We start from the raw sequence: 20,415 nt of genomic DNA, 5'->3' as shown, positions 1-20,415 counted from the left end.
GATGTTACGCCCGTCGCACCTCGCCGCAAACCGGGCAAACCCGCCTTGCGGTGAGAATATTGCTGCATTTTGACGACACATTGATGTCACACAACCGGGCGCGCCGCACCGGCGGACGTTTGCGTACAATCCTCGCCCATGAGCACGATGAAACCCTTCGCCACCTTGCCGGACGCCGCCCTCCGGCGCGTGCGCGGCATCCTGACCGACATCGACGGCACCCTGACGACCGATGGCCGGCTGCCTGCCCCCACCTATCTCGCACTGGACCGGCTGGCCCGGGCTGGGCTGCATGTCGTACCCGTCACAGGACGCTGCATCGCCTGGGCGGAGATCCTCGTCAGACTCTGGCCGGTAGATGCCATCATCGGCGAAAATGGCGCCTTCTTCTCACATTTGCGCGACAACAAGCTGATCACACGCTTCCTCGACGATGCGCCGACGCGCGCCGGGAATCTTGAGAAGATCCACGCGCTGGGCGAGCGGATCGTGCGCGAGGTGCCTGGCTGCGCGCTGGCATCGGACCAGGCATGGCATGCGGCCGACCTTGCCATCGACCATGCCGAGGACGTGGCACCCCTGCCCCAGCCGGCGGTGGACCGCATTGCCGCGATGATGCGCGAGGCCGGCATGACGGCGACGGTCAGCTCGATCCACGTTAACGGCTGGTTCGGCGACCATGACAAGCTGTCGATGAGCCGGCTTTGCGTGCAGGAGTTGCTGGGGGATGACATCGACGCCGCGCGCGACGAATGGCTGTTCATCGGCGACTCGGCCAATGACGCGGCGATGTTCGGCCACTTCCCGTTGTCGGTGGGCGTGGCGAACGTGCGGGAGATTCTGGATCAGTTGCCGGTGGCGCCCGCCTACGTCACGGAGGCGGCCGGCGGTGAAGGCTTCGCCGAGATGGCGGAGCGACTGCTGGCGGTACGTAGCAACGGCTGAGACGATTCTTGTTCTCTGCTCCCCCGCAGCGGGAGAGCAGAGAATCGTCTCAACCCCTGGACATCAATCGAATCCCAGCTCCTGCAGCTTGCGGGTAATCGTATTGCGTCCAATCCCAAGCCGGGTGGCGGCTTCCACGCGGCGCCCGCGCGTGACGCCCAGCGCGGCTTCGAGCACAGCTTTTTCGAAGCGCCGCGTCAGCACATCCATCACCTCGGGCTGGCCCGCTTCCAGCATCGACTTGGCCTCGCCGGCCAGCAGCGACTCCCAGCTTGCCGACACCGCATTGCCCGCGAAGGCCGGTGCGGACGCCATGCCTGGCGCCGTGGCGGTCATCGGTGGGCGCGTGGCGACCATCGTGTCACCCTCGCCTGCCGCGGTGTTCATGCCGTAGTCGGATGTCTCGATCGCATCGTAGTCGCCACCTGTCATGCGCGACTCGCTGCCCGGCGCGCGCATCGGCGAACCGGTGCTTTCCGACTGGGGCGTGCCGATCATCTCGCGTGGCATATCCTTGACTTCGATGGTCTGCGCCGGCGCCATCACGGTCAGCCAGTTACACAGATTCTCAAGCTGTCTCACGTTGCCAGGGAACGGCAGCGTGCTGACGTAGGCCAGCGCCTCGTCGGACATGCGCTTGGGTTCCACGCCAAGCTCCTTGGCGCTCTTCTGCAGGAAGTGGCGCGCCAGCAGCGTGATGTCCTCGGGCCGCTCGCGCAGCGGCGGCAGCCGCAGACGAATCACGTTCAGGCGGTGGAACAAGTCCTCGCGGAACAGCCCCTCTTTCACGCGCGTCTCGAGGTTCTGGTGCGTGGCCGCAATCACGCGCACATTGGCGCGCAACGGGTTGTGGCCACCCACGCGATAGAAGTTGCCGTCCGACAGCACGCGCAACAGCCGCGTTTGCAGATCGAATGGCATATCGCCGATTTCATCGAGGAACAGCGTGCCGCCCTCGGCCTGCTCGAAGCGGCCACGCCGCATCGTCTGCGCACCCGTGAACGCGCCGCGCTCATGTCCGAACAGCTCGGATTCGAGCAGATCCTTCGGAATCGCCGCCGTGTTGAGCGCGATAAATGGCCCGTTGGCGCGCGGGCTGTGCTTGTGCAGCGCCCGTGCGACGAGTTCCTTGCCGGTGCCGGACTCGCCGGTAATCATCACCGTCACGTTCGACTGCGACAGGCGGCCGATGGCGCGGAACACGTCCTGCATCGCCGGTGCCTGACCCAGGATCTCAGGCGCGTCGACTAGCCGATCGTCCATTTCCTCCTCGCGCAGGCTCTCTTCGAGCGCGCGCCGGATCAGCTCGACGGCCTTGTCGACATCGAACGGCTTGGCCAGGTATTCGAAGGCGCCGCCCTGGAACGCCGCCACGGCGCTGTCCAGGTCGGAATACGCGGTCATGACGATGACCGGCAGGCCCGGGTGCCGCGCCTTGATGGCCTGCAGCAGGTCCAGGCCCGAGCCGCCAGGCATGCGGATATCGGAAATCAGGACCTGCGGCTCGTCATCCTCCAGCGCCGCGAGCACGTCGCGAACATTGGTAAAACTGCGAGAGAGCAGGCTTTCACGGGCAAGGGCCTTCTCGAGGACCCAGCGGATTGATTGATCGTCGTCGACTATCCAGATCGGCTTCATGTGCGTCGCTTGTCTGCTCGGTGTCATGTGGTCTCCCGTTGTCCCGCCATCTTCCCTCTCAGGCAGGTCCCGCGCCGCTCGCACATCCGGGCCGGTCAGAGGCGCGGGAGGTCAGTGCAGCGGCAGCAGGATACGGAAGTCGGTACAGCCCGGCCGGCTCTCGCATTCGATCAAGCCCTCGTGCTGCTGCACGAAGGTTTGAGCGAGTGTGAGACCGAGTCCGCTGCCGCCGTCCCTGCCCGATACCAATGGATAGAAGATGCGTTCGCGGATGTCCTCGGGGATGCCCGGGCCGTTATCGATGACATGCAAGTCCAATGCCAGCTTGAACAAGCGCTTGGCAATCGTCACCTGCCGTGCCACCCGCGTCCGCAATACGATCTGCGCATCGCCGCGCGCGATGCGCTCGTGCAACGCCTGGGCAGCGTTGTGCACGATGTTCAGCACGGCCTGGATCAGTTGCTCCATGTCGCCGCGCAGGTCGGGCAGGCTCGCGTCGTAGTCGCGCACAATCTCCAGCCCGTTCGGGAATTCGGCCAGCACCACCGAGCGCACGCGCTCCAGCACCTCGTGGATATTGAGGTCCGAGACGATGTGCGGGTGCCGGTGCGGCTCCAGCAGCCGGTCCACCAGCGTCTGCAGGCGGTCCGACTCCTTGATGATGACTTGGGTGTACTCGCGCAAGGACCGTTCGGGCAGCTCGAACTCAAGCAACTGGGCCGCGCCACGGATGCCCCCGAGCGGATTCTTGATCTCGTGGGCCAGGTTGCGGATCAGTTCCTTGTTGGCCGACGTCAGGTCGAGGATGCGCTCCTCGCGGTCGCTGCGTACCTTCTGCTCGTTCAGAAGGATCTCAACCAGGACCGTATTGGCATGGCCTTCGATCGCCCCGATTACGACATGGGCATGCATCGGCTCCTGCAGCGGCGGGCGCAGCACGAGATCCTGGCGCCGCACATCGATCTGCCGCGCGATCACCGTCTCGATCATGCTGTCCAGCTCGTCGATCTGGCCGAACAAGTCCGGCAGCGTCAGTTCCACCATCGCCCGGCGGGACAGCGCGAAGCTGGCCTCGGCGGCCGGATTCGCGTARACCACCTGCAGCCCGGGCTGGCGCACCAGCAGCACMGGGTTGGCCACCACGTCCAGGCCGGGGTGGAACGCCGCGTCGCCCAACGGCAGGACCTCGGCTTCCGCCTTGCGGTCTGCTCCGGTGACTTTGCGCGACACTCCGCGAATCAGGCGACCCATGGCCATTTCACTATTCCTTAAGGTTCGATAGCTCACGGCGCAAGGAGGCGGCGTTAGCTTCGCTACGTGCGACGTCGTCGCGCAGGCGTGCCGTGCGATCGAGATATTTCTGATAGTTGCGCTCGTTGCCCTGGCGCTCGGGCTCGCCATTGTTGTACTCGGCGCGCAGCCCGGCCAGCTTGGCTTCTTCGCTCTGGAGTTCCTGCTCCAGCACCGCGCGGCGCTCGCTGTCGCGGTTCTTCTGGGTGGCGCTGTCCACGCGCGGGAAAGCCGCCGGGGACGCCGAAGGCGCCGCCGCCTTGCCACCGCCCGAGCTGGCAGTGCGCGAACCCGGCACCGTGATCACGTCAGGCAGGTTCAGCTTCTTGCAGTCCTTGCTGCCGCCYGGATTGCCGTTGCGGTACTCGGGCACGCCGTTGGGGCCCTTGCACATATAGACATCCGACGACTGCGCCGGCGCGGGCCGGCTCCAGGCGCCGAGCCCCAGCGCCATGGCCATCACCAGAATGGGGAAACCCACCCGGATCTGGTGCGTCATCCGGTATGAACCCTGGTGCGACAGTCCGCCTTGGCGGCTGCGCGTGACCTTATTTGACATCGCGTTCATGAACATCGGCATGAAGGTTAGGGAAGGAGCCCCATTCTAGCGATCAACCCGCTCGCAAAACAAAAAGGGACAGCCGAAGCCGCCCCTTCCTGGTGCAACTGTTGCCCGGTGACAACCTGGCAACCGGACGCGATTACAGCGAGTAGTACATCTCGAACTCGATCGGGTGCGTCGTCATGCGGAAACGCGTGACTTCTTCCATCTTCAGTTCGATGTAGGCATCGAGCATGGAGTTGGAGAACACACCGCCGCGGGTCAGGAACTCACGGTCGTTGTCGAGATATTCCAGGGCCTGGTCGAGGCTCGAGCAGACGGTCGGGATCTTTGCATCCTCTTCCGGCGGCAGGTCGTACAGGTTCTTGTCGGCAGCTTCGCCCGGGTGGATCTTGTTCATCACGCCGTCCAGGCCGGCCATCAGCAGCGCCGAGAAGCCCAGGTACGGGTTCATCAGCGGATCCGGGAAGCGCGTTTCGATGCGGCGGCCCTTCGGGTTCGCCACGTACGGAATGCGGATCGAGGCCGAACGGTTGCGGGCCGAGTAGGCCAGCTTCACCGGGGCTTCGAAGCCCGGCACCAGACGCTTGTACGAGTTCGTGCCCGGGTTGGTCAGCGCGTTCAGGGCACGGGCGTGCTTGATGATGCCGCCAATGTAGTACAGCGCGAATTCCGACAGGCCGGCGTAGCCGTTGCCTGCGAACAGGTTCTGACCGTCCTTCCACACGGACTGGTGCACGTGCATGCCCGAGCCGTTGTCGCCAACCACCGGCTTCGGCATGAACGTYGCCGTCTTGCCGTAGGTGTGCGCCACGTTCTGGATCACGTACTTCTGGAGCTGGGTCCAGTCGGCGCGTTGCACCAGCGTGCTGAAACGCGTGCCGATTTCGTTCTGGCCCTGGCCAGCCACTTCGTGGTGGTGGACTTCAACGGGAATGCCGAGCGATTCGAGGATCAGGCACATTTCCGAACGGATGTCCTGGAACGTGTCGATCGGGGCAACCGGGAAGTAGCCGCCCTTCTTGCCCGGACGRTGACCGCTGTTGCCGTGCTCGAATTCCTTGCCCGACGACCACGGGGCTTCCTCGGAGTGAATCTTCACCGAGCAACCCTGCATGTCGACGTTCCAGGTCACGCCGTCGAAAATGAAGAATTCGGGTTCCGGACCGAAGAAGGCGGTGTCGCCCAGGCCGGTGCTCTTCAGGTAGGCTTCGGCACGCTTGGCGATGGAACGCGGGTCGCGGTCGTAACCTTTGCCGTCCGACGGCTCGATCACGTCGCAGGTCAGCACCAGCGTCGGCTCTTCGTAGAATGGGTCGATGTGGGCCGTGTTCGAATCCGGCATCAGCAGCATGTCCGAAGCTTCGATACCCTTCCAGCCGGCGATCGAGGAACCGTCGAAGGCGTGGCCGCTCTCGAACTTGTCGTCGTCGAAGTGCGACACGGGCACAGACACGTGTTGCTCCTTGCCTTTGGTATCCGTGAAACGGAAATCGACGAATTTGACGTCGTTTTCCTTCACGAGCTTCATCACATCTGCAACGCTGTGGGCCATGCCTATCTCCTGGAAATTCGGGCTGAGTCTGGGAAAGCCATTGTTGGGTCCGGCCCCGGAAAACCCTCGCGGGAACCGCCCCAAAAGGGACGAGGAATGTTAGCAGAAAGCATGCCAACCGACGCCCTCATTTGCCCTCGCCATCCCGAAAAATGTGCAGTGATCGGTCACGCCGCACCGTGGCGGGGGCCGCGGATTGCATACAACCCAAGCTGAACATGCCGACGCGGCGAACGATCCACTTGCGCACCGCTCCGCGGCGACTTCATCAAACACCATYTCGGTGCGCGATTCAAGGAAAAGCACTATTTTAGTGCCTATGCACCAGAATACGCACCGAAGATGGGCATGCGCCGCGCAGGCGGATTTTCGGGGGATGGCCGTGGCTGCACGCTAGAATAGCGCCGAACGCGGCGACATCCCAGCGCCGTGCCCGATCCCGGGTCACGCTGTTGCCCCGGCACAGCGAACCCCGCTTTACTCCCGCTTCTCTTATTGACTCCGTCACAGAAGATGACCACCCGAGACGACCTCCTCCAGGCGGCGCACGCGCGCCAGCAACAGAACCAGCTTGCGTACTTCGGCGCGCTGGACCCACAGCAAGCCTATGACCTGCTGCAGGCCGACCCGAAGGCCGTGCTCGTGGACGTGCGCACGCAGGCAGAACTGGATTGGGTAGGTGGCGTGAACCTGCCGGACGAGCAATTCGCCCATGTGGAATGGAACAGCTATCCCGGCGGCAAGCAGAACCCGAATTTCGTCGAGGAACTCAAGGCCCGCGTGCCGACCGATGCGCCGGTGCTGTTCCTGTGCCGTAGCGCTGCGCGCTCGAAGCACGCGGCCCGTCTGGCCACTGAGGCCGGCTACACCTGTGCCATGGATGTGCTGGAAGGCTTCGAAGGCCCCCGCGACGAGGAATACCACCGCAAGACCGTGGAAGGCTGGTGCAAGCGCAACCTGCCGTGGCACGGGGCGTAAGGGGAGCCATCAGCTAACGCCCGTCCATGGCGTGTGGGAGCGGGGTTGCCCGCTCCGCGCGCAGGTCGGCCAGCGCCTGTAGGCAAAAGTGGCCGTACCAGGGCACCGCAAAGATCAAAATCATCATATAGACCCACATGACGCACAACAGCGCCAGGGGTAGCAGTAYAACCATTACGATTGCCCAGACCCAGACGAGGTTGGCCAGCCAGCCGAGAAAGCCGCTGAGCACGCCGATTCCCATCAACGATGTGCGATGGCGCTTCATCAGCGTTTTGCGCTCTTCCACCGTGGCGTGATCTTCCAGCGCGTCGTAGGTCATCACACGGTACATCAGCCAGCCGGACAGCAGTGACGGTGTGACAAAACCAATCACCGGCAGGTACGCCAACGGCAGCGTCAGCATGGTGAGCACCAGGAACACCCCAGTGCTCACGATCAACTCCCGCAGGCCGCCCATTAGCGAACCGCCCTGGGCACGGCGAAGTCCCGGATAGCCGCGCGCCACGTGTCCAGCCACTGTCGACTCGAAGAATACGCTGATATAGATCAGCATCGACACAACAATCAACGGGCACAGCGCCATCACGACAAGCACCGGCGCCACGTACGGCCCCAACCCGGCCAGCCAACTCCAAGGGGAAGTCCCACTCAGCCAGGCAAACATCTGGGTAGCGTCGAGAAAYCTATTGAATGCCTGGGTGACAGGATCCCATGCCCACCAAAGGATGCCGGCCCAGAACATCGGGATCAGGATGAGCGGCAAGATGGCATGTATCAGCATGCGCGGATGCAGAACGCACAGCAACGCGCGGCCGAACGCCCGGAGAACTGGTTTCATGTGTGAGCGCTGACGAGGCAGCGCAGGCTGAACAAAGCCCATCAAGCTATCACGCGTCGGCGCGCGCTTTTTCGACCTGTGTCAAGGTTGGCACAGGATTGGCACAGCCCCCCACCCTCACCTACTGCTCGACGATCTCGTACCCCATGGCGCGGACGCCTTCGAGCAGCATCGCATAGGCTGGCAGGACCTGTTCCGCCGGTCCCTTCACCCCAAGATCGATATGGCGCCGCGCGAAGCGGTCGCCCCGGCTCACGTCGCCCACGGATGGCAGGCTGAATACGCGGATGCCGGCGAATGCGGCCTCCACCTGCTCCATCAGCGGTGTCAGGGTCGACTCGGGCGCCTCGAACACATAGAAGGCGCGCGACTGCGCTACCTCCAGGTGGAACAGGTGGGTGTAATAGTGGTCGAGCACCCATTCCATCATCGGCCATGCCATGACCGGAAAGCCCGGCATGAAATGGTGGTCGGCCACCGAGAAGCCCGGAATGCGGTTGTAACTGTTGGGGATGATGCGCGCTCCGACTGGAAACTCGCCCATCTTGAAGCGATGCTGGTTATCAGGCAGGTTCAGGTCAGCCTTGACCGGGTCGCCATTGGCGGTCTCGGCGATGCGTAGCGCAATCTGCTCGCGCGCCTCGGGGTGCAGCGCCAGCTCCACGCCCAGCGCGGCGGCCGCGCACTGACGCGTGTGGTCGTCCGGCGTGGCGCCGATGCCGCCCGTGCAAAAGACCACGTCCGGCCCGGCCAGCGTGCGGCGCAGCGTGGCGGTGATGCGCTCGCGCTCGTCGCCCACGTACTCGGCCCAGTCCAGCGCCAGGCCGCGTGCGCCCAGCAGTTCGATGGTCCGGCGCATGTGCTTGTCCTCGCGCCGCCCGGACAGGATCTCATCGCCGATGACAATCAAACCGAAACCCATGGTGTTCCTCGCTCAAGATTGTTCAATGCGGCGCACGTCGCCCGGCGCCAGGTCGATCACGTCGGTGGCGGGCGGCGGCGGGGGTGCCGCGGCGTCGCGCTCGGCGCGCAATTCAGCCAATGCCCGGAGGCAGAAATGGCCGAACCAGAGCGCCGAGAAGATAAAGATCAGCACGTACAGCCACAGCGTGCCGGCCAGCACCACCGGAAACAGGAAGATGATGACAGCCGACCAGACCCACAGCAAGGTCGGCGCGGAGCCAAGCAGGCCCACGGCCACGCCGATCATCAGCAGCGAGGTGCGATGGCGCTTCATCAGCGTCTTGCGCTCCTCGGCCGTGGCGTGTTCGGCCAGGGCGTCGTAGGTCATCACGCGGTAGGTGAGCCAGCCCCACAGCACGGGCGGAATCAGCGCGAAGAACGGCGGAATCAACCATAGCGGCATCGTCACGAGCACCAGCAACAGGAACACCACGGTGTTGCTGAGCGCCTGGAACACGCTGCCGGCGACGCTGCCGCCGCGCGCCTTGACCAGCCCCGGATAGCTGCGGTCCAGGTGCTTCACCACGGCCGGCACCGAGAACAGGCTGATGAAGATCAGCATCGACGCGATCACCAGCGGCACAGCCAGCGTCAGCACGAACAGCGGCGCCACCACGGTGCGCAGCGACTGCAGACCGAGCCAGTCCAGCGCGGAGTAGATCCAGCTCGTGAAAACGGAGCCCTCGAGGATGGCGCGAGCGCCGCCCATGATCGGGTCCCAGCCCCACCAGATCAGGCCGCCCCATAGCACGGTGGCGAGGACGAATGGCACCAGCGTCAGCATCAGCATGCGCGGATGCAACTGGCTGATCAGGGCACGGCCAAACGAGCGAAAGATATCGTTCATGCAGGAAAGCGGTCGGGAAAACCTTCAGAGCCTAGCACAGGCCGAAAAGATCCCACGCCGACGACATTCCCGGTCAGCGGAGCCGTAGCAGCCGCTTCAGGCCCAGCCACTGCTGGGACAGGAATCCCGCGCCGTAGTCGCGGCCGTGGCCGGTGGGCGGCGGAAGCTGGTCCCGGATGCCCGTCGGATGGTAGGCCTCGACGAACCGGGCGGTGCGGAACAACATGTCCCACCACGGAAAGATCACGCCGTAGTTGCAGCCGCCAAGCCGCACCGGCTTGCCCGCCGCCTGCTGCTCGTGGCCGAGCCCCACCGCGTGGTGCGTGCGATGGAAGCGCGGCGAAACCAGCAGCCGCTCCCCGAGCCAGCCGAAATGCAGTCGCAGGTTGGCGTGCTGGAGGCTTTGCAGCAGTTGCGAAAGCGCGACCAGCAGGACGTACTGCGACGGCTCCACGCCAACCGCCAGCGCCACGGTCGCAAAAACTGCGTCACGTAGCATATCGTCCAGAAGATGGTTGCGATTGTCGCTCCAGAGCGTCATCTGGCGCTGGCTGTGGTGCGTGGCGTGCAGGCTCCACCACCAGCGATAGGTATGCGAAAACCGGTGATACCAATAGTCGAGCAGATCGAACAGCAGCAGGTAGACGAAGAAGCTGACCAGCGGGATCGACGTCACGCCGGGCCACCAGTCCTCCACGTTGATCCGCTGCCAGCCCAGCAGGCGCAGATGGCCTTCGAGGCCATCCATCAGCGGCGCCAGCACGAAGAACATCGCGAGCCGGAACAGGCCCAGGCGATGGATCATCGTATAGAGCATGTCCGTGCGCACGGCGGCGCGGTCCGTCACCGGCTCCACGGGTCGCAATTTCTCCAACGGGCCGAGGATCAGCACCATCACTGCGATCTGCACCACACCCACTAGCAACCATTCGGTGCCTGTGAAGGCGTCCTCGGCATAGCCGCCGAAGCCGAGGTGGTAGACCACCGGCAGCACCACGCCCTGGAATACCGTGGCTTCCACCTGGCCTACCCAGAGGCTGATCCAGTTCGTGAACGCGTCCCACATTACCGCCGGCCCTCCGCCCCGTGCTGCTGGAACCAATCCTTGTAGCGGGGATGCTCGCGCAGCGTGGCGAAGCAGAAGCCCTTCTGTTCGAGGCCGGTCAGCAGCGGTTCGAGCACGCCCGGTGCCCAGGGGTCCTTGCGCGACCAGATGCCGAGGTGCGCCATCGTAATATCGCCATCCCGGAGGTCGCGCAGCGCGCGGTCCAGCAAAGCCYGGTTCGGAAATTTCTCGGAAGACAGTTCGTCGCCGAGGAAGCCGGCCGGCGCCCAGCCCACGTGCTTGAAGCCGCATTGCTCGGCCCAGGCCAGCGTCTGCGGGGCGGTGCGGCCGCCCGGCGCGCGCCAGATCGGCGCCATCGGCTGGCCAGTCATCGACCGGAATGCCTGGGCGCTGCGGCGCAGTTCCGTGCAGAAGGCGTCGGCAGTCATCGCGACGTCCTTGCCGCCCTGCGCGCCAAACTGCGGACGCATCGTCACCTTGTCCCCGTGCACCCCGCGCAGGTAGACGTGATCGAACGTATGGGAACCGAACACGTGCCCATCGGCGGCCAACGCTTTCCAGTAAGGGGCCCAGGTCGGGTCCAGCGAGTTGTCATGATTGACGGTCGGCTCGCTGGCCAGGAAGAACGTGGCGCGGATATGATGCCGGCGCAGCGTGCGGGCGATCAGTTCCGCCTGGCTCATGCTGCCGGTGTCGAAGGTCAGGTACAGCGTACCGGCACGGCAACTGGCGGCGGCGTCCGCCGCCGAGGCAGCACCGGCCAGCGCCAGCATCGCGGCCAGCATGGCAAGAATACGAATCAGCAGCCGAGCCATGTCGAACCCTGCCTCAGTAGAGCGGCGCCCGCGTGCGGAAGTAGATACCGTGTGGCGACTTGCCCACGCGGATGGTCTTGACCAGCTTGCGGCTCGCCACGTCGATCAGCCCCACCGAACGCGCCCAGCGGAACGTCACCCAGAGTGTCTTGCCATCGGCGGTCAACTCCATGTCGTCAGGCCCCGGCAGCAGGCCGGTGATATCGCCAACTTTGGACAGCGTCTGCTGGTCAATGATGCTGATGGACCCCGAGACGCGGTTGGTCAGGAACAGATGACGCTTGTCGCCCACCGCGCGGAAATTGTGCGCGCCCTTGCCGGTCTGGATCTGCTTGACCACGGTGCGCGTGCGCCAGTCGATCACGGCCACATAGTCGGCGCCGGTCATGCCCACCAGCAGGTATTTCTGGTCCGGCGTCACCCAGATCCCGGCCGGCGCCGAGCCGGCGTCCATGGTCCAGAGCACGGTCAGCGAATTGAGGTCGATCGCGGCGATCTGATCGCTGTCCTGCAGGGTGATGAAGGCGATCTTGCTGTCCGCCGTGAACGCGATATGGCTGGGCGTCTTGGGCAGCGGGAATTGCTTGGCGATCTTGAGCTGGTGGCCGTCCCAGCGGTAGACGTCCACGCGGTCGAGCCGGTTGCCCGTCGTCACGAACCATTTCTGGTCCGGCGAGAAGCCGATCTGGTACGGATCGTCGATGTTCGGTACGCGCTGCTGCACCTTGCCGGTCACCGGATCCAGGAACACCAGGTCGTTGCCGACCGCGTTGGCCACGATCAGCGACTTGTCGTCAGGCGTGGCAATCAGGTGGTGCGGTTCCTTGCCGACGGGGAAGGTTTCCAGCACCTTCTGCGTGTCCTTGTCGATCAGGGTGACGGTTGCATCACCCGAATTAAGGATCGTCACAACCTCCGCTTGCGCGGGGGCGGACACCACTGCCAATGCCAGCGCGCCGACCGACACCACGCTAGACACAACACGACGCAACGAGAGCATAAGACCGTCAACCATGAGGAATCGGGCATTCTAACGTTTGAGCCGGGGGTTACGCTGACCGTTTGCGCGAATTTATCTTWCGCCGGGCATTCCGACACAAATCGTGGTTTTCCACACGAACTCCGCGTCAGCGCTGCATGGACTCCCACACCTTCTGCAACCGCTTGACCGACATCGGCACCGGCGTGCGCAGCTCCTGCGCGAACAGCGCGATGCGCAGCTCCTCAAGCATCCATCGGAATTCGTCCAATCGGGCATCTTCGGCCCCCCTGCCCTGCGTGCGGAGCTGTTTCTCGGCGCGCTGCCACTGTTGCACCAGCGGTGTCATCTCCTGGGTGCGCTGGCTGTCGCGGCCGGGGTCGCCCTTGAGCTTGTCCACGCGCATCGCCATCCCCTTGAGATAGCGCGGGAAGTGCACGAGCTGCGTGTATGGCGTATCGATCACGAACGACTTTGTCATCAGCCGCGCCAGTTGCGCCTCCATGTCCTGGTGGGCGGAGCCGAACGGCTTGGCCTGGAGCAGCTTGCGCGGAAGTCCCGCGTACTCGGCCAGGATCGCGCCCACCAGCCGCGCCATCTCCTGCGCCAGCAGCGACAGCCGCGCGCGCCCCTCGTCCTTGCGGGCGTTGAACTCGGCCTCGTTGCGCGGCAGCGGCGGCTGCATGCAGGCGCGCTCCAGCGTGACCATCACGATCTGGTTGCGCAGTTCCTCCTGCGTGCCCAGGGTCATGTACTGCATCGCCATTTGCTGAAGATTCGGGATGTTCTTCTCGATGAACTTCACCGGCTCGCGGAGCTGGATCGCGAACAGTCGGCGCAGCCCCGTATGGTGGATGCGTGCCGCCTCCTGCGGGTCGTCAAAGACCTCCACCTCGCAATGGTCGCCATGATCCACAAGGGCCGGATAGCCGAACAGGGTCTGGTTGCCCTTGCGGATTTCCAGCAGTTCGGGCAGTTCGCCGAACGACCAGGACGTCAGGTTTTCGTACTGGCCGGCCTCGGCCGCGGGCACGTCGCGGGCGGCAATGTTCTGGAACGACTGCTGCGCCTGTCCGCCGAACTCGGCTCGCAATTGCGCCAGATTCCGCCCCATTTCGAGCTGTCGGCCATGTTCGTCGATGACCTTGAAGTTCATCGCATGGTGGGCCGGCAGGGTCTCCTGCTTGAARTCTGCGCGGCGCACCATCGTGCCGGTCTGCTCGCGGATGTCGGCAATCAGYACGTCGATCAACTCGCCCTCGCCGAACGGCTGGCGGTCGACAAACCCGCCCGCGTACTCGGGCAGCGGCACGCAGTGGCGGCGCAGCTTCTGCGGCAAGGACTTCAGCAGCAGGTGCACCTTCTCCTTGATCATGCCGGGCACCAGCCATTCGGTGCGCTCGGGCCGCACCTGGTTCAGCGCGTACAGCGGCACGGTCAGCGTCACGCCGTCGCGGTGGCTGCCGGGCTCGAAGTGGTACGACAACCCCATGTCCACGCCGGCAATCGGCAGCAGCTTCGGGAACAGGTCGGTCGTGATGCCGGCCGCTTCGTGCCGCATCAGTTCGTCGCGGTTCAGGTACAGCAGCTTGCGATCCTTCGCGCTCTCCGCCTGGTACCACGTCTCGAAGCTGGTCTGGTTATGGGTGTCCGCCGGGATCGCCCGGTCATAGAAGGCGTAGATCAGCTCGTCGTCCACCAGCACGTCCTGCCGGCGCGACTTGTGCTCCAGATTCTCAATTTCGCGCCGCAGCCGCTGGTTGTGGGCGTAAAACGGCAATTTCGTGTCGAATTCGCCCTCCACCAGCGCGCGGCGGATGAACAGCTCGCGCGCCTCGGCCGGGTTCATCGGCCCGTAGTGCACGCGCCGATGCTGGTAGATGGGCAGGCCGTACAGCGTGCCGCGCTCCATCGCCAGCACCTGGCCGGCCTTCTTTTCCCAGTGCGGGTCGCTCCAGCTCACCTTCAGCAGATGGCTGCCCACCTGCTCGATCCATTCCGGCTCGATCCGCGCCAGCGTGCGTGCGAACAGCCGGCTCGTCTCGACCAGTTCAGCGGCGATGATCCAGCGGCCCACCTTGCGCGCGATCAGCGAGCCCGGCCACAGGTGGAACTTGATGCCGCGCGCGCCCAGGTACTCGCGCCCGCGCCCGTCGGCCTCGTCCAGCTTCAGGCCGACGTTCCCGAGCAGCCCGGTCAGCAGCGCCTTGTGGACTTGCTCGAACGTCGGTTCCGTCTCATTCAGGCGCCAGCCCTGCTCGGTCACCGTCGTCAGAAGTTGCGAGTGAACATCTCGCCACTCGCGCAGCCGCACGTGCGAGAGGAAGTTGGCGCGGCACTGGTCCTGCAGYTGCCGGTTGGTCTTCTTGTGGGCCACTGCCTCCTCGAACCACTTCCACAGCTTGACCCACCCCAGGAACTCGGACTTTTCGTCCATGAACTTGCGATGGGCCTGGTCGGCGGCTTCCTGCGCCTCCTGCGGACGGTCGCGCGGATCCTGCACGGACAGCGCGCTGGCGATGATCAGCACCTCGCGCAGGCACTGCTGCTCGCGCGCGGCCAGGATCATGCGCGCCACGCGCGGGTCCAGCGGCAGCTTGGCCAGTTGACGGCCAGTGCCAGTAAGCTGGTTGGCCTCGTCCACGGCGCCCAGTTCCTGCAGGAGCTGGTAGCCATCGGCAACCGCCCGGCCCAGCGGCGGCTCGATGAACGGGAACGACTCGATGTCGGTCAGCCGCAGCGCCTTCATGCGCAGAATCACCGCCGCCAGCGACGAACGCAGGATTTCCGGGTCGGTGAAGCGCGTACGGGCGATGAAATCGGATTCCTCGTATAGACGGATGCAAACGCCATCGGCTACCCGGCCGCACCGGCCCGCGCGCTGGTTGGCGGCGGCCTGCGAAATCGCCTCGATCTGCAACTGCTCCACCTTGTTGCGGTACGAGTAGCGCTTGACGCGCGCAAGCCCCGTATCCACCACATAGCGGATGCCCGGCACGGTCAGCGAGGTCTCGGCCACGTTGGTCGCCAGCACGATCCGCCGCGCGTTCGATGGCTTGAACACGCGCTCCTGCTCCTGCACCGAGAGCCGCGCGAACAGCGGCAGGATCTCGGTATGCGGAGGATGGTGCTTGCGCAGCGCCTCGGCGGCCTCGCGGATCTCGCGCTCGCCTGGCAGAAAGACGAGAACGTCGCCGGGGCCGAGCCGGCACAGTTCGTCCACGGCCTCGACAATGCCGTCGTACAGGTCGCGCTCGCGGGCCTGGGCGGATTTCGGCGCGGCGTCGGGCGGCGCATCGGACTGGATCGGCCGATATCGCACTTCCACGGGATACAGCCGCCCGCTGACCTCGATCACCGGCGCCGGCTTGCCGTTACGGGCGAAGTGCTCGGCGAACCGCTGGGCGTCGATCGTCGCGGACGTGATGATGACCTTCAGGTCCGGCCGCTTGGGCAGGATCTGGCGCAGGTAGCCGATCAGGAAGTCGATGTTGAGGCTACGCTCGTGCGCCTCATCGATGATGATCGTGTCGTAGGCACGCAGCAACGGGTCGTTCTGCGTCTCGGCCAGCAGGATGCCGTCCGTCATCAGCTTGACAGAGGCGCCGGCGGACATCGTGTCGTTGAACCGCACCTGATAGCCGACGTTCTGGCCCAGCGGCGTGCCCAGTTCCTGGGCGATGCGCTTGGCCGTGGACGTGGCGGCGATCCGCCTGGGCTGGGTGTGGCCGATCAGGCCGCCGCCTTCCTTGCCTTCCCGCGCCGGGCCACGGCCGATCGACAGCGCGATCTTGGGCAGTTGGGTGGTCTTGCCGGAGCCGGTCTCGCCGGACACGATCACCACCTGGTTGGCCTGCAGCGCGGCGGCGATCTCGTCCCGGCGCGCGGAAACCGGCAGCGCTTCGGGAAAGGTGATCTCGGGCAGCGGATTAGCCATGCGGACCGGGCGCACGGGGCGCGGCTGGCGCGGCTCGCGCGGCTCTCGAGGGGTCTGGGCGTCGCGCGGCGGGCGCGGCGCGCGCTCCGGCCGCGGCTCGCGCCGCTGTTCGGAAGACTCCTGGGGCCGCTGCTCGGGAGGCTGGCCCGCCGGGCGCGCCTCACGTGATGGACGGGGCGGGCGTGGCGGCCGGGAAACAGGTTTGACGGGGCGTTGTGCTGACATTGGCCGGGATTATAATCCGCGGCATGAACGCCAGAACCTCCAATGCGCAGGCGCCTGCTCCGGCCCCTGTCGCCCCCGACGAAGACGCCCCCGCTGCCCTGAGCGCAGCCCCCCTCCCCGTCGCCGAACCCGCCACGCCGATCCCGTCCGCCACGGCCGCCGCCGAGTTGGCCGAGGCCAGCGGGCCGGACCACCAGCAGTTCGTGGATTGGCTGCGCGCCGTCGCGCCTTATATCCACGCCTTCCGCGGCAAGACCTTCGTGATCGCCTTCAGCGGCGAGCTGGTCAAGGCCGGCGTGCTCAACGCGCTCGTCAACGACGTGGCCCTGCTGCACGCCATGGGCATGCAGATCGTGCTGGTCTTCGGCTCCCGCCCGCAGGTGGAGGAGCAGTTGGCATTGCGCCATGTGGAATCCCAGTACGCGGACGGCGTGCGCATTACCGACAACGCCGCGCTCGAATGCGCCAAGGAGGCGGCCGGCGAGCTGCGCCTGGACATCGAGGCCGCCTTCAGCCAGGGCTTGCCGAACACGCCGATGGCTGGCGCGCAGCTGTCGGTGGTCTCCGGCAACTTCATCACCGCGCGGCCGGTGGGCATCGTCAACGGGGTCGATTACCAGCACACCGGGCTGGTGCGCAAGATCGACAACGACTCGATGCACATGTCGCTCTCGCACGGCAAGGTGGTGCTGCTGTCGCCGCTGGGCTTTTCGCCCACCGGGCAGGCGTTCAACCTGTCGATGGAAGACGTGGCCAGCGCCACCGCCAGCGCGCTGAAGGCCGACAAGCTGATCTACATCACCGAAGTGCCCGGCGTGCCGGACCCGGTGGGCAAGCTGATGAAGGAAATGTCGCTGCGCACGGCCGTGGAGCGGTTGCAGAACAACCACCTGCCGCCGGACGTGGCCTATTACCTGGAACATCTGGTCAAGGCGCTCAAGGGCGGCGTGCCCCGCGCGCACTTGATCCCCTATTCGCTCGACGGCTCGGTGCTGCTSGAGCTCTTCCTGCACGATGGCGTAGGCACCATGGTGTCCGACACCGACCTGGAAAGCCTGCGGGAAGCCACGCTCGATGACGTGGGCGGCATCCTGCAACTGATTGCACCGCTCGAGGCCGATGGCACGCTCGTGCCACGTGGACGTCACCTGATCGAGCGGGATATCGGCAATTTCTCGGTGATCGAGCACGATGGCGTGCTGTTCGGCTGCGCCGCGCTCTACGAATTCCCCCGCGAGAACATGGGCGAGATGGCCTGCCTGACGGTCTCGTCCGAGGCCCAGGGCACTGGCGACGGCGAGCGGCTGCTCAAGCGCATCGAGCGCCGCGCCCGCGCGCTGGGGCTGGACCGGCTGTTCGTGCTCACCACGCGCACCGAGCACTGGTTCCTGAAGCGCGGCTTCGTCCACGCCACCGTGGACGACCTGCCGGAAGACAAGCGCAAGCTCTATAACTGGCAGCGCAAATCGATGGTGCTCATGAAGAAACTGTAACGCCGGCAGGGCCAAGCCCAGCCTTGGCCGGGCTTGGCTACAATAGCGGCCACGCAGCCGCCCAGAACCGGCATCACGAATCGGCGTCCCCTCGCACCACAAAAGCGCCACGAACAAGGAGTTTCACATGGCCCGCACGGTCCATTGCATCAAGCTGAACAAGGAAGCCGAAGGCCTCGACTTCCCGCCGCTGCCGGGCGAACTCGGCAAGAAGATCTGGCAAAGCGTGTCGAAGGAAGCCTGGGCCGGCTGGCTCAAGCATCAGACCATGCTGATCAATGAGAATCGTCTGAACATGGCCGACACCCGCGCGCGCCAGTACCTGCTCAAGCAAACCGAGAAGTACTTCTTCGGCGAAGGCGCCGATGCCGCCGCCGGCTACGTGCCGCCGGCGAACTGATTCGCCAGTCTGGAAAAACGAAAAGGGGTGCTTTATCAAGCACCCCTTTTTCATGGGCGGCCGGTTAGGCCGCCCGGGCCACGCTTCCGGTCAATAATCGGTGCGCTGCACACCCTGCTCCGTGCCCAGCAGCAGCACGTCCGCGCCACGCAGCGCGAACAGCCCCACCGTCACCACACCCGGGATCTGRTTGATCTGCTGTTCGATGTCCTTCGGCTGGGTGATGCGCAGCGCCGAGACGTCGAGGATCACGTTGCCGTTGTCGGTCTTGTAGATGCCGCCTTCCTTGGTCATGCGCAGGCGCGGCTGGCCACCGAGCGCGGCCAGCTTGCGCGCCACGGCTGCACGTGCCATTGGGATCACCTCCACCGGCAGCGGGAACGCGCCGAGCGTGTCCACGAGCTTGCTGCCATCGGCGATGCAGACGAAGCGGCCGGCCACGGCGGCCACGATCTTCTCGCGCGTCAGCGCGCCGCCGCCGCCCTTGATCATCGCGCCCGAGGCGTCGATCTCGTCGGCGCCGTCCACGTAGACGGGAATCTCGTCCACTTCGTTCAGGTCCAGCACCTGGATGCCATGCTGCTGCAGGCGTCGCGTGGAAGCCTCCGAGCTGGACACCGCGCCCGAGAAGCGCTCCTTGAACGCCGCGATGGCGTCGATGAAGAGGTTGGCGGTGGAGCCGGTGCCGACGCCGAGTACGGCGCCCTGGGGCACTTCCTGCTTCACGTAGTCGGCGGCGGCTTGCGCCACCAGCGCCTTGAGTTCATCCTGCGTCATGTGAAAACAGCCTGATTGCTTGGGGGGAAACGCGTAGTGTAGCGGATCGGCGTGTGACGGCGTTGTTTCCAACCGTGCCAGCGCCGTTACAATGAATGCTGACTTCCCAAGCGGGCGGCAACTGACGGAACCGGATGGAACAGATCATGACCGAGCTAGAGCAACTGAGACAATTCACCACGGTAGTGGCCGATACCGGCGACTTCCAGTTGATGAAGCAGTACACGCCGCAGGACGCGACCACCAATCCGTCCCTGATTCTCAAGGCGGTGCAGAAGGCCGAATATCGGCCCCTGCTCGAGCAGGCCGTGCGCGACCATCATGGCAACGCGGGCCTGGACGCCGTGATGGACCAGCTCCTGATCGCCTTTGGCTGCGAGATCCTGGCCATCGTGCCGGGCCGCGTGTCCACCGAGGTCGATGCACGGCTCTCGTTCGACACCCAGGCCACCGTGGACAAGGCGCGCCACCTGATCGGGCTGTACGAGCAGCGCGGCGTGGCGCGGGAGCGCGTGCTGATCAAGATCGCCTCCACCTGGGAAGGCATCAAGGCGGCCGAGATCCTCCAGCGCGAAAACATCCGCTGCAATATGACGCTGCTGTTCTCACTGGTGCAGGCCGTGGCCTGTGCCGAGGCCGGCGCGCAGCTGATCTCCCCGTTCGTCGGCCGTATCCTCGACTGGTACAAGAAGCAGGCAGGTGACAAGTGGGACGCCGACGCCAATGCCGGCGACAACGACCCGGGCGTGCGCTCGGTGCGGCAGATCTACGACTACTACAAGAGTTTCGGCCATGCGACCGAGGTGATGGGCGCGAGCTTCCGCGGCACCGGCCAGATCCTGGCCCTGGCTGGCTGCGACCTGCTGACGATCAGCCCGGAGCTGCTCGAGCAGTTGGCGGCTGGGCGCGGCACGGTCGAGCGCAAGCTGTCGGTAGAGCATGCGCAGGCAGCGAATGTGGCGCGCGTCGTGGCCGACGAGCCGGCGTTCCGCTGGCAACTGAACGAGGACGCGATGGCCACCGAGAAGCTGGCCGAAGGCATCCGCCTGTTCGCGGCCGACGCGGTGAAGCTGGAAAAGCTGGTGGGAGAGCTGGCCGCCTAGG

At 65.2% G+C, this 20,415-nt stretch carries 17 protein-coding genes; 5 read left to right on the top strand and 12 right to left on the bottom strand.

The genetic code is table 11. The features are described 5' to 3' along the window. Positions 1 to 147: 147 nt before the first annotated feature. Positions 148 to 945, top strand: coding sequence for an HAD-IIB family hydrolase (locus AB4Z27_RS14225; protein WP_092290821.1), 798 nt, complete (start codon positions 148 to 150; stop codon positions 943 to 945). Between the two features lie 63 nt (positions 946 to 1,008). On the opposite strand, the gene ntrC is transcribed toward AB4Z27_RS14225, so the two are convergent. The 4 genes from ntrC to AB4Z27_RS14205 form a co-directional block, all read right to left on the bottom strand. Further along, complete coding sequence (gene ntrC / locus AB4Z27_RS14220; protein WP_441644649.1) at positions 1,009 to 2,583, bottom strand: nitrogen regulation protein NR(I); 1,575 nt, start codon at positions 2,581 to 2,583, stop codon at positions 1,009 to 1,011. A 111-nt stretch (positions 2,584 to 2,694) separates the two neighbouring features. Further along, the gene (gene glnL, locus AB4Z27_RS14215; RefSeq protein ID WP_092290823.1) at positions 2,695 to 3,834 is read right to left on the bottom strand and encodes a nitrogen regulation protein NR(II); all 1,140 of its coding nucleotides are present in this window, start codon (positions 3,832 to 3,834) and stop codon (positions 2,695 to 2,697) included. 10 nt (positions 3,835 to 3,844) lie between these two features. Continuing rightward, positions 3,845 to 4,372 (bottom strand): DUF4124 domain-containing protein, encoded by a 528-nt coding sequence (locus AB4Z27_RS14210; protein WP_092290825.1) that lies wholly within the window; start codon positions 4,370 to 4,372, stop codon positions 3,845 to 3,847. A gap of 202 nt (positions 4,373 to 4,574) precedes the next feature. Next, positions 4,575 to 5,990 (bottom strand): 3-hydroxylaminophenol mutase, encoded by a 1,416-nt coding sequence (locus AB4Z27_RS14205; protein WP_092289640.1) that lies wholly within the window; start codon positions 5,988 to 5,990, stop codon positions 4,575 to 4,577. A 513-nt stretch (positions 5,991 to 6,503) separates the two neighbouring features. Here AB4Z27_RS14205 and AB4Z27_RS14200 point away from each other — a divergent pair. Further along, entirely contained in the window at positions 6,504 to 6,968 is a 465-nt protein-coding gene (locus tag AB4Z27_RS14200) for a rhodanese-like domain-containing protein (protein WP_092289641.1), read from the top strand. A 13-nt stretch (positions 6,969 to 6,981) separates the two neighbouring features. Here the strand turns inward: AB4Z27_RS14200 and AB4Z27_RS14195 are convergent, their stop codons facing one another. The 7 genes from AB4Z27_RS14195 to hrpA form a co-directional block, all read right to left on the bottom strand. Further along, positions 6,982 to 7,809 carry an EI24 domain-containing protein gene (locus tag AB4Z27_RS14195; protein WP_441644648.1) on the bottom strand — a complete coding sequence of 276 codons (828 nt, stop codon included), beginning with the start codon at positions 7,807 to 7,809 and terminating at the stop codon, positions 6,982 to 6,984. A gap of 121 nt (positions 7,810 to 7,930) precedes the next feature. Further along, positions 7,931 to 8,731, bottom strand: a complete 801-nt coding sequence (locus tag AB4Z27_RS14190; protein ID WP_092289645.1) for a competence/damage-inducible protein A — start codon at positions 8,729 to 8,731, stop codon at positions 7,931 to 7,933. 12 nt (positions 8,732 to 8,743) lie between these two features. Beyond that, on the bottom strand, positions 8,744 to 9,619 hold the full coding sequence (locus AB4Z27_RS14185; protein WP_092289647.1) for an EI24 domain-containing protein: 876 nt from the start codon (positions 9,617 to 9,619) through the stop codon (positions 8,744 to 8,746). Positions 9,620 to 9,692: 73 nt separating this feature from the next. Next, a complete protein-coding gene (locus tag AB4Z27_RS14180) occupies positions 9,693 to 10,685 on the bottom strand; it encodes a sterol desaturase family protein (protein ID WP_092289649.1) in 993 nt (330 codons plus the stop codon). After that, positions 10,685 to 11,500: a polysaccharide deacetylase family protein gene (locus AB4Z27_RS14175; RefSeq protein ID WP_441644647.1), complete on the bottom strand. Its 816-nt coding sequence runs from the start codon at positions 11,498 to 11,500 to the stop codon at positions 10,685 to 10,687. The genes AB4Z27_RS14180 and AB4Z27_RS14175 overlap by 1 nt, the downstream gene beginning before the upstream one ends. Before the next feature lie 13 nt (positions 11,501 to 11,513). Next, positions 11,514 to 12,500, bottom strand: coding sequence for a YVTN family beta-propeller repeat protein (locus AB4Z27_RS14170; RefSeq protein WP_092289653.1), 987 nt, complete (start codon positions 12,498 to 12,500; stop codon positions 11,514 to 11,516). Positions 12,501 to 12,627: 127 nt separating this feature from the next. Continuing rightward, entirely contained in the window at positions 12,628 to 16,641 is a 4,014-nt protein-coding gene (gene hrpA, locus AB4Z27_RS14165; protein WP_092289655.1) for an ATP-dependent RNA helicase HrpA, read from the bottom strand. A 23-nt stretch (positions 16,642 to 16,664) separates the two neighbouring features. Here hrpA and argA point away from each other — a divergent pair, with 23 nt between their 5' ends. Together argA and AB4Z27_RS14155 are read left to right on the top strand one after the other, a co-directional pair. Beyond that, positions 16,665 to 18,134, top strand: a complete 1,470-nt coding sequence (gene argA / locus AB4Z27_RS14160) for an amino-acid N-acetyltransferase (RefSeq protein WP_092289657.1) — start codon at positions 16,665 to 16,667, stop codon at positions 18,132 to 18,134. Between the two features lie 127 nt (positions 18,135 to 18,261). Beyond that, positions 18,262 to 18,534: an oxidative damage protection protein gene (locus tag AB4Z27_RS14155; protein WP_092289659.1), complete on the top strand. Its 273-nt coding sequence runs from the start codon at positions 18,262 to 18,264 to the stop codon at positions 18,532 to 18,534. A gap of 90 nt (positions 18,535 to 18,624) precedes the next feature. On the opposite strand, the gene rpiA is transcribed toward AB4Z27_RS14155, so the two are convergent. Then, complete coding sequence (gene rpiA / locus AB4Z27_RS14150) at positions 18,625 to 19,311, bottom strand: ribose-5-phosphate isomerase RpiA (protein WP_092289661.1); 687 nt, start codon at positions 19,309 to 19,311, stop codon at positions 18,625 to 18,627. A 146-nt stretch (positions 19,312 to 19,457) separates the two neighbouring features. Here rpiA and tal point away from each other — a divergent pair, with 146 nt between their 5' ends. Further along, a complete protein-coding gene (tal, locus tag AB4Z27_RS14145) occupies positions 19,458 to 20,414 on the top strand; it encodes a transaldolase (RefSeq protein ID WP_092290827.1) in 957 nt (318 codons plus the stop codon). Position 20,415 lies beyond the last annotated feature (1 nt).

Source organism: Cupriavidus sp. KB_39 (genome assembly GCF_052114485.1).
GTDB lineage: Bacteria > Pseudomonadota > Gammaproteobacteria > Burkholderiales > Burkholderiaceae > Cupriavidus.
Note: the sequence above shows the minus strand (reverse complement) of the source record. Positions and strands in the feature narration are given on the sequence as shown.

What these genes read in the sequence shown, in the direction of transcription:
- AB4Z27_RS14200 (WP_092289641.1), top strand. Translation starts at nt 6,504, where the DNA reads ATGACCACCCGAGACGACCTCCTCCAGGCGGCGCACGCGCGCCAGCAA.
- AB4Z27_RS14180 (WP_092289649.1), bottom strand. Translation starts at nt 10,685, where the DNA reads ATGTGGGACGCGTTCACGAACTGGATCAGCCTCTGGGTAGGCCAGGTG.
- tal (WP_092290827.1), top strand. Translation starts at nt 19,458, where the DNA reads ATGACCGAGCTAGAGCAACTGAGACAATTCACCACGGTAGTGGCCGAT.
- AB4Z27_RS14170 (WP_092289653.1), bottom strand. Translation starts at nt 12,500, where the DNA reads ATGCTCTCGTTGCGTCGTGTTGTGTCTAGCGTGGTGTCGGTCGGCGCG.
- AB4Z27_RS14155 (WP_092289659.1), top strand. Translation starts at nt 18,262, where the DNA reads ATGGCCCGCACGGTCCATTGCATCAAGCTGAACAAGGAAGCCGAAGGC.
- AB4Z27_RS14225 (WP_092290821.1), top strand. Translation starts at nt 148, where the DNA reads ATGAAACCCTTCGCCACCTTGCCGGACGCCGCCCTCCGGCGCGTGCGC.
- ntrC (WP_441644649.1), bottom strand. Translation starts at nt 2,583, where the DNA reads ATGAAGCCGATCTGGATAGTCGACGACGATCAATCAATCCGCTGGGTC.
- AB4Z27_RS14185 (WP_092289647.1), bottom strand. Translation starts at nt 9,619, where the DNA reads ATGAACGATATCTTTCGCTCGTTTGGCCGTGCCCTGATCAGCCAGTTG.
- AB4Z27_RS14190 (WP_092289645.1), bottom strand. Translation starts at nt 8,731, where the DNA reads ATGGGTTTCGGTTTGATTGTCATCGGCGATGAGATCCTGTCCGGGCGG.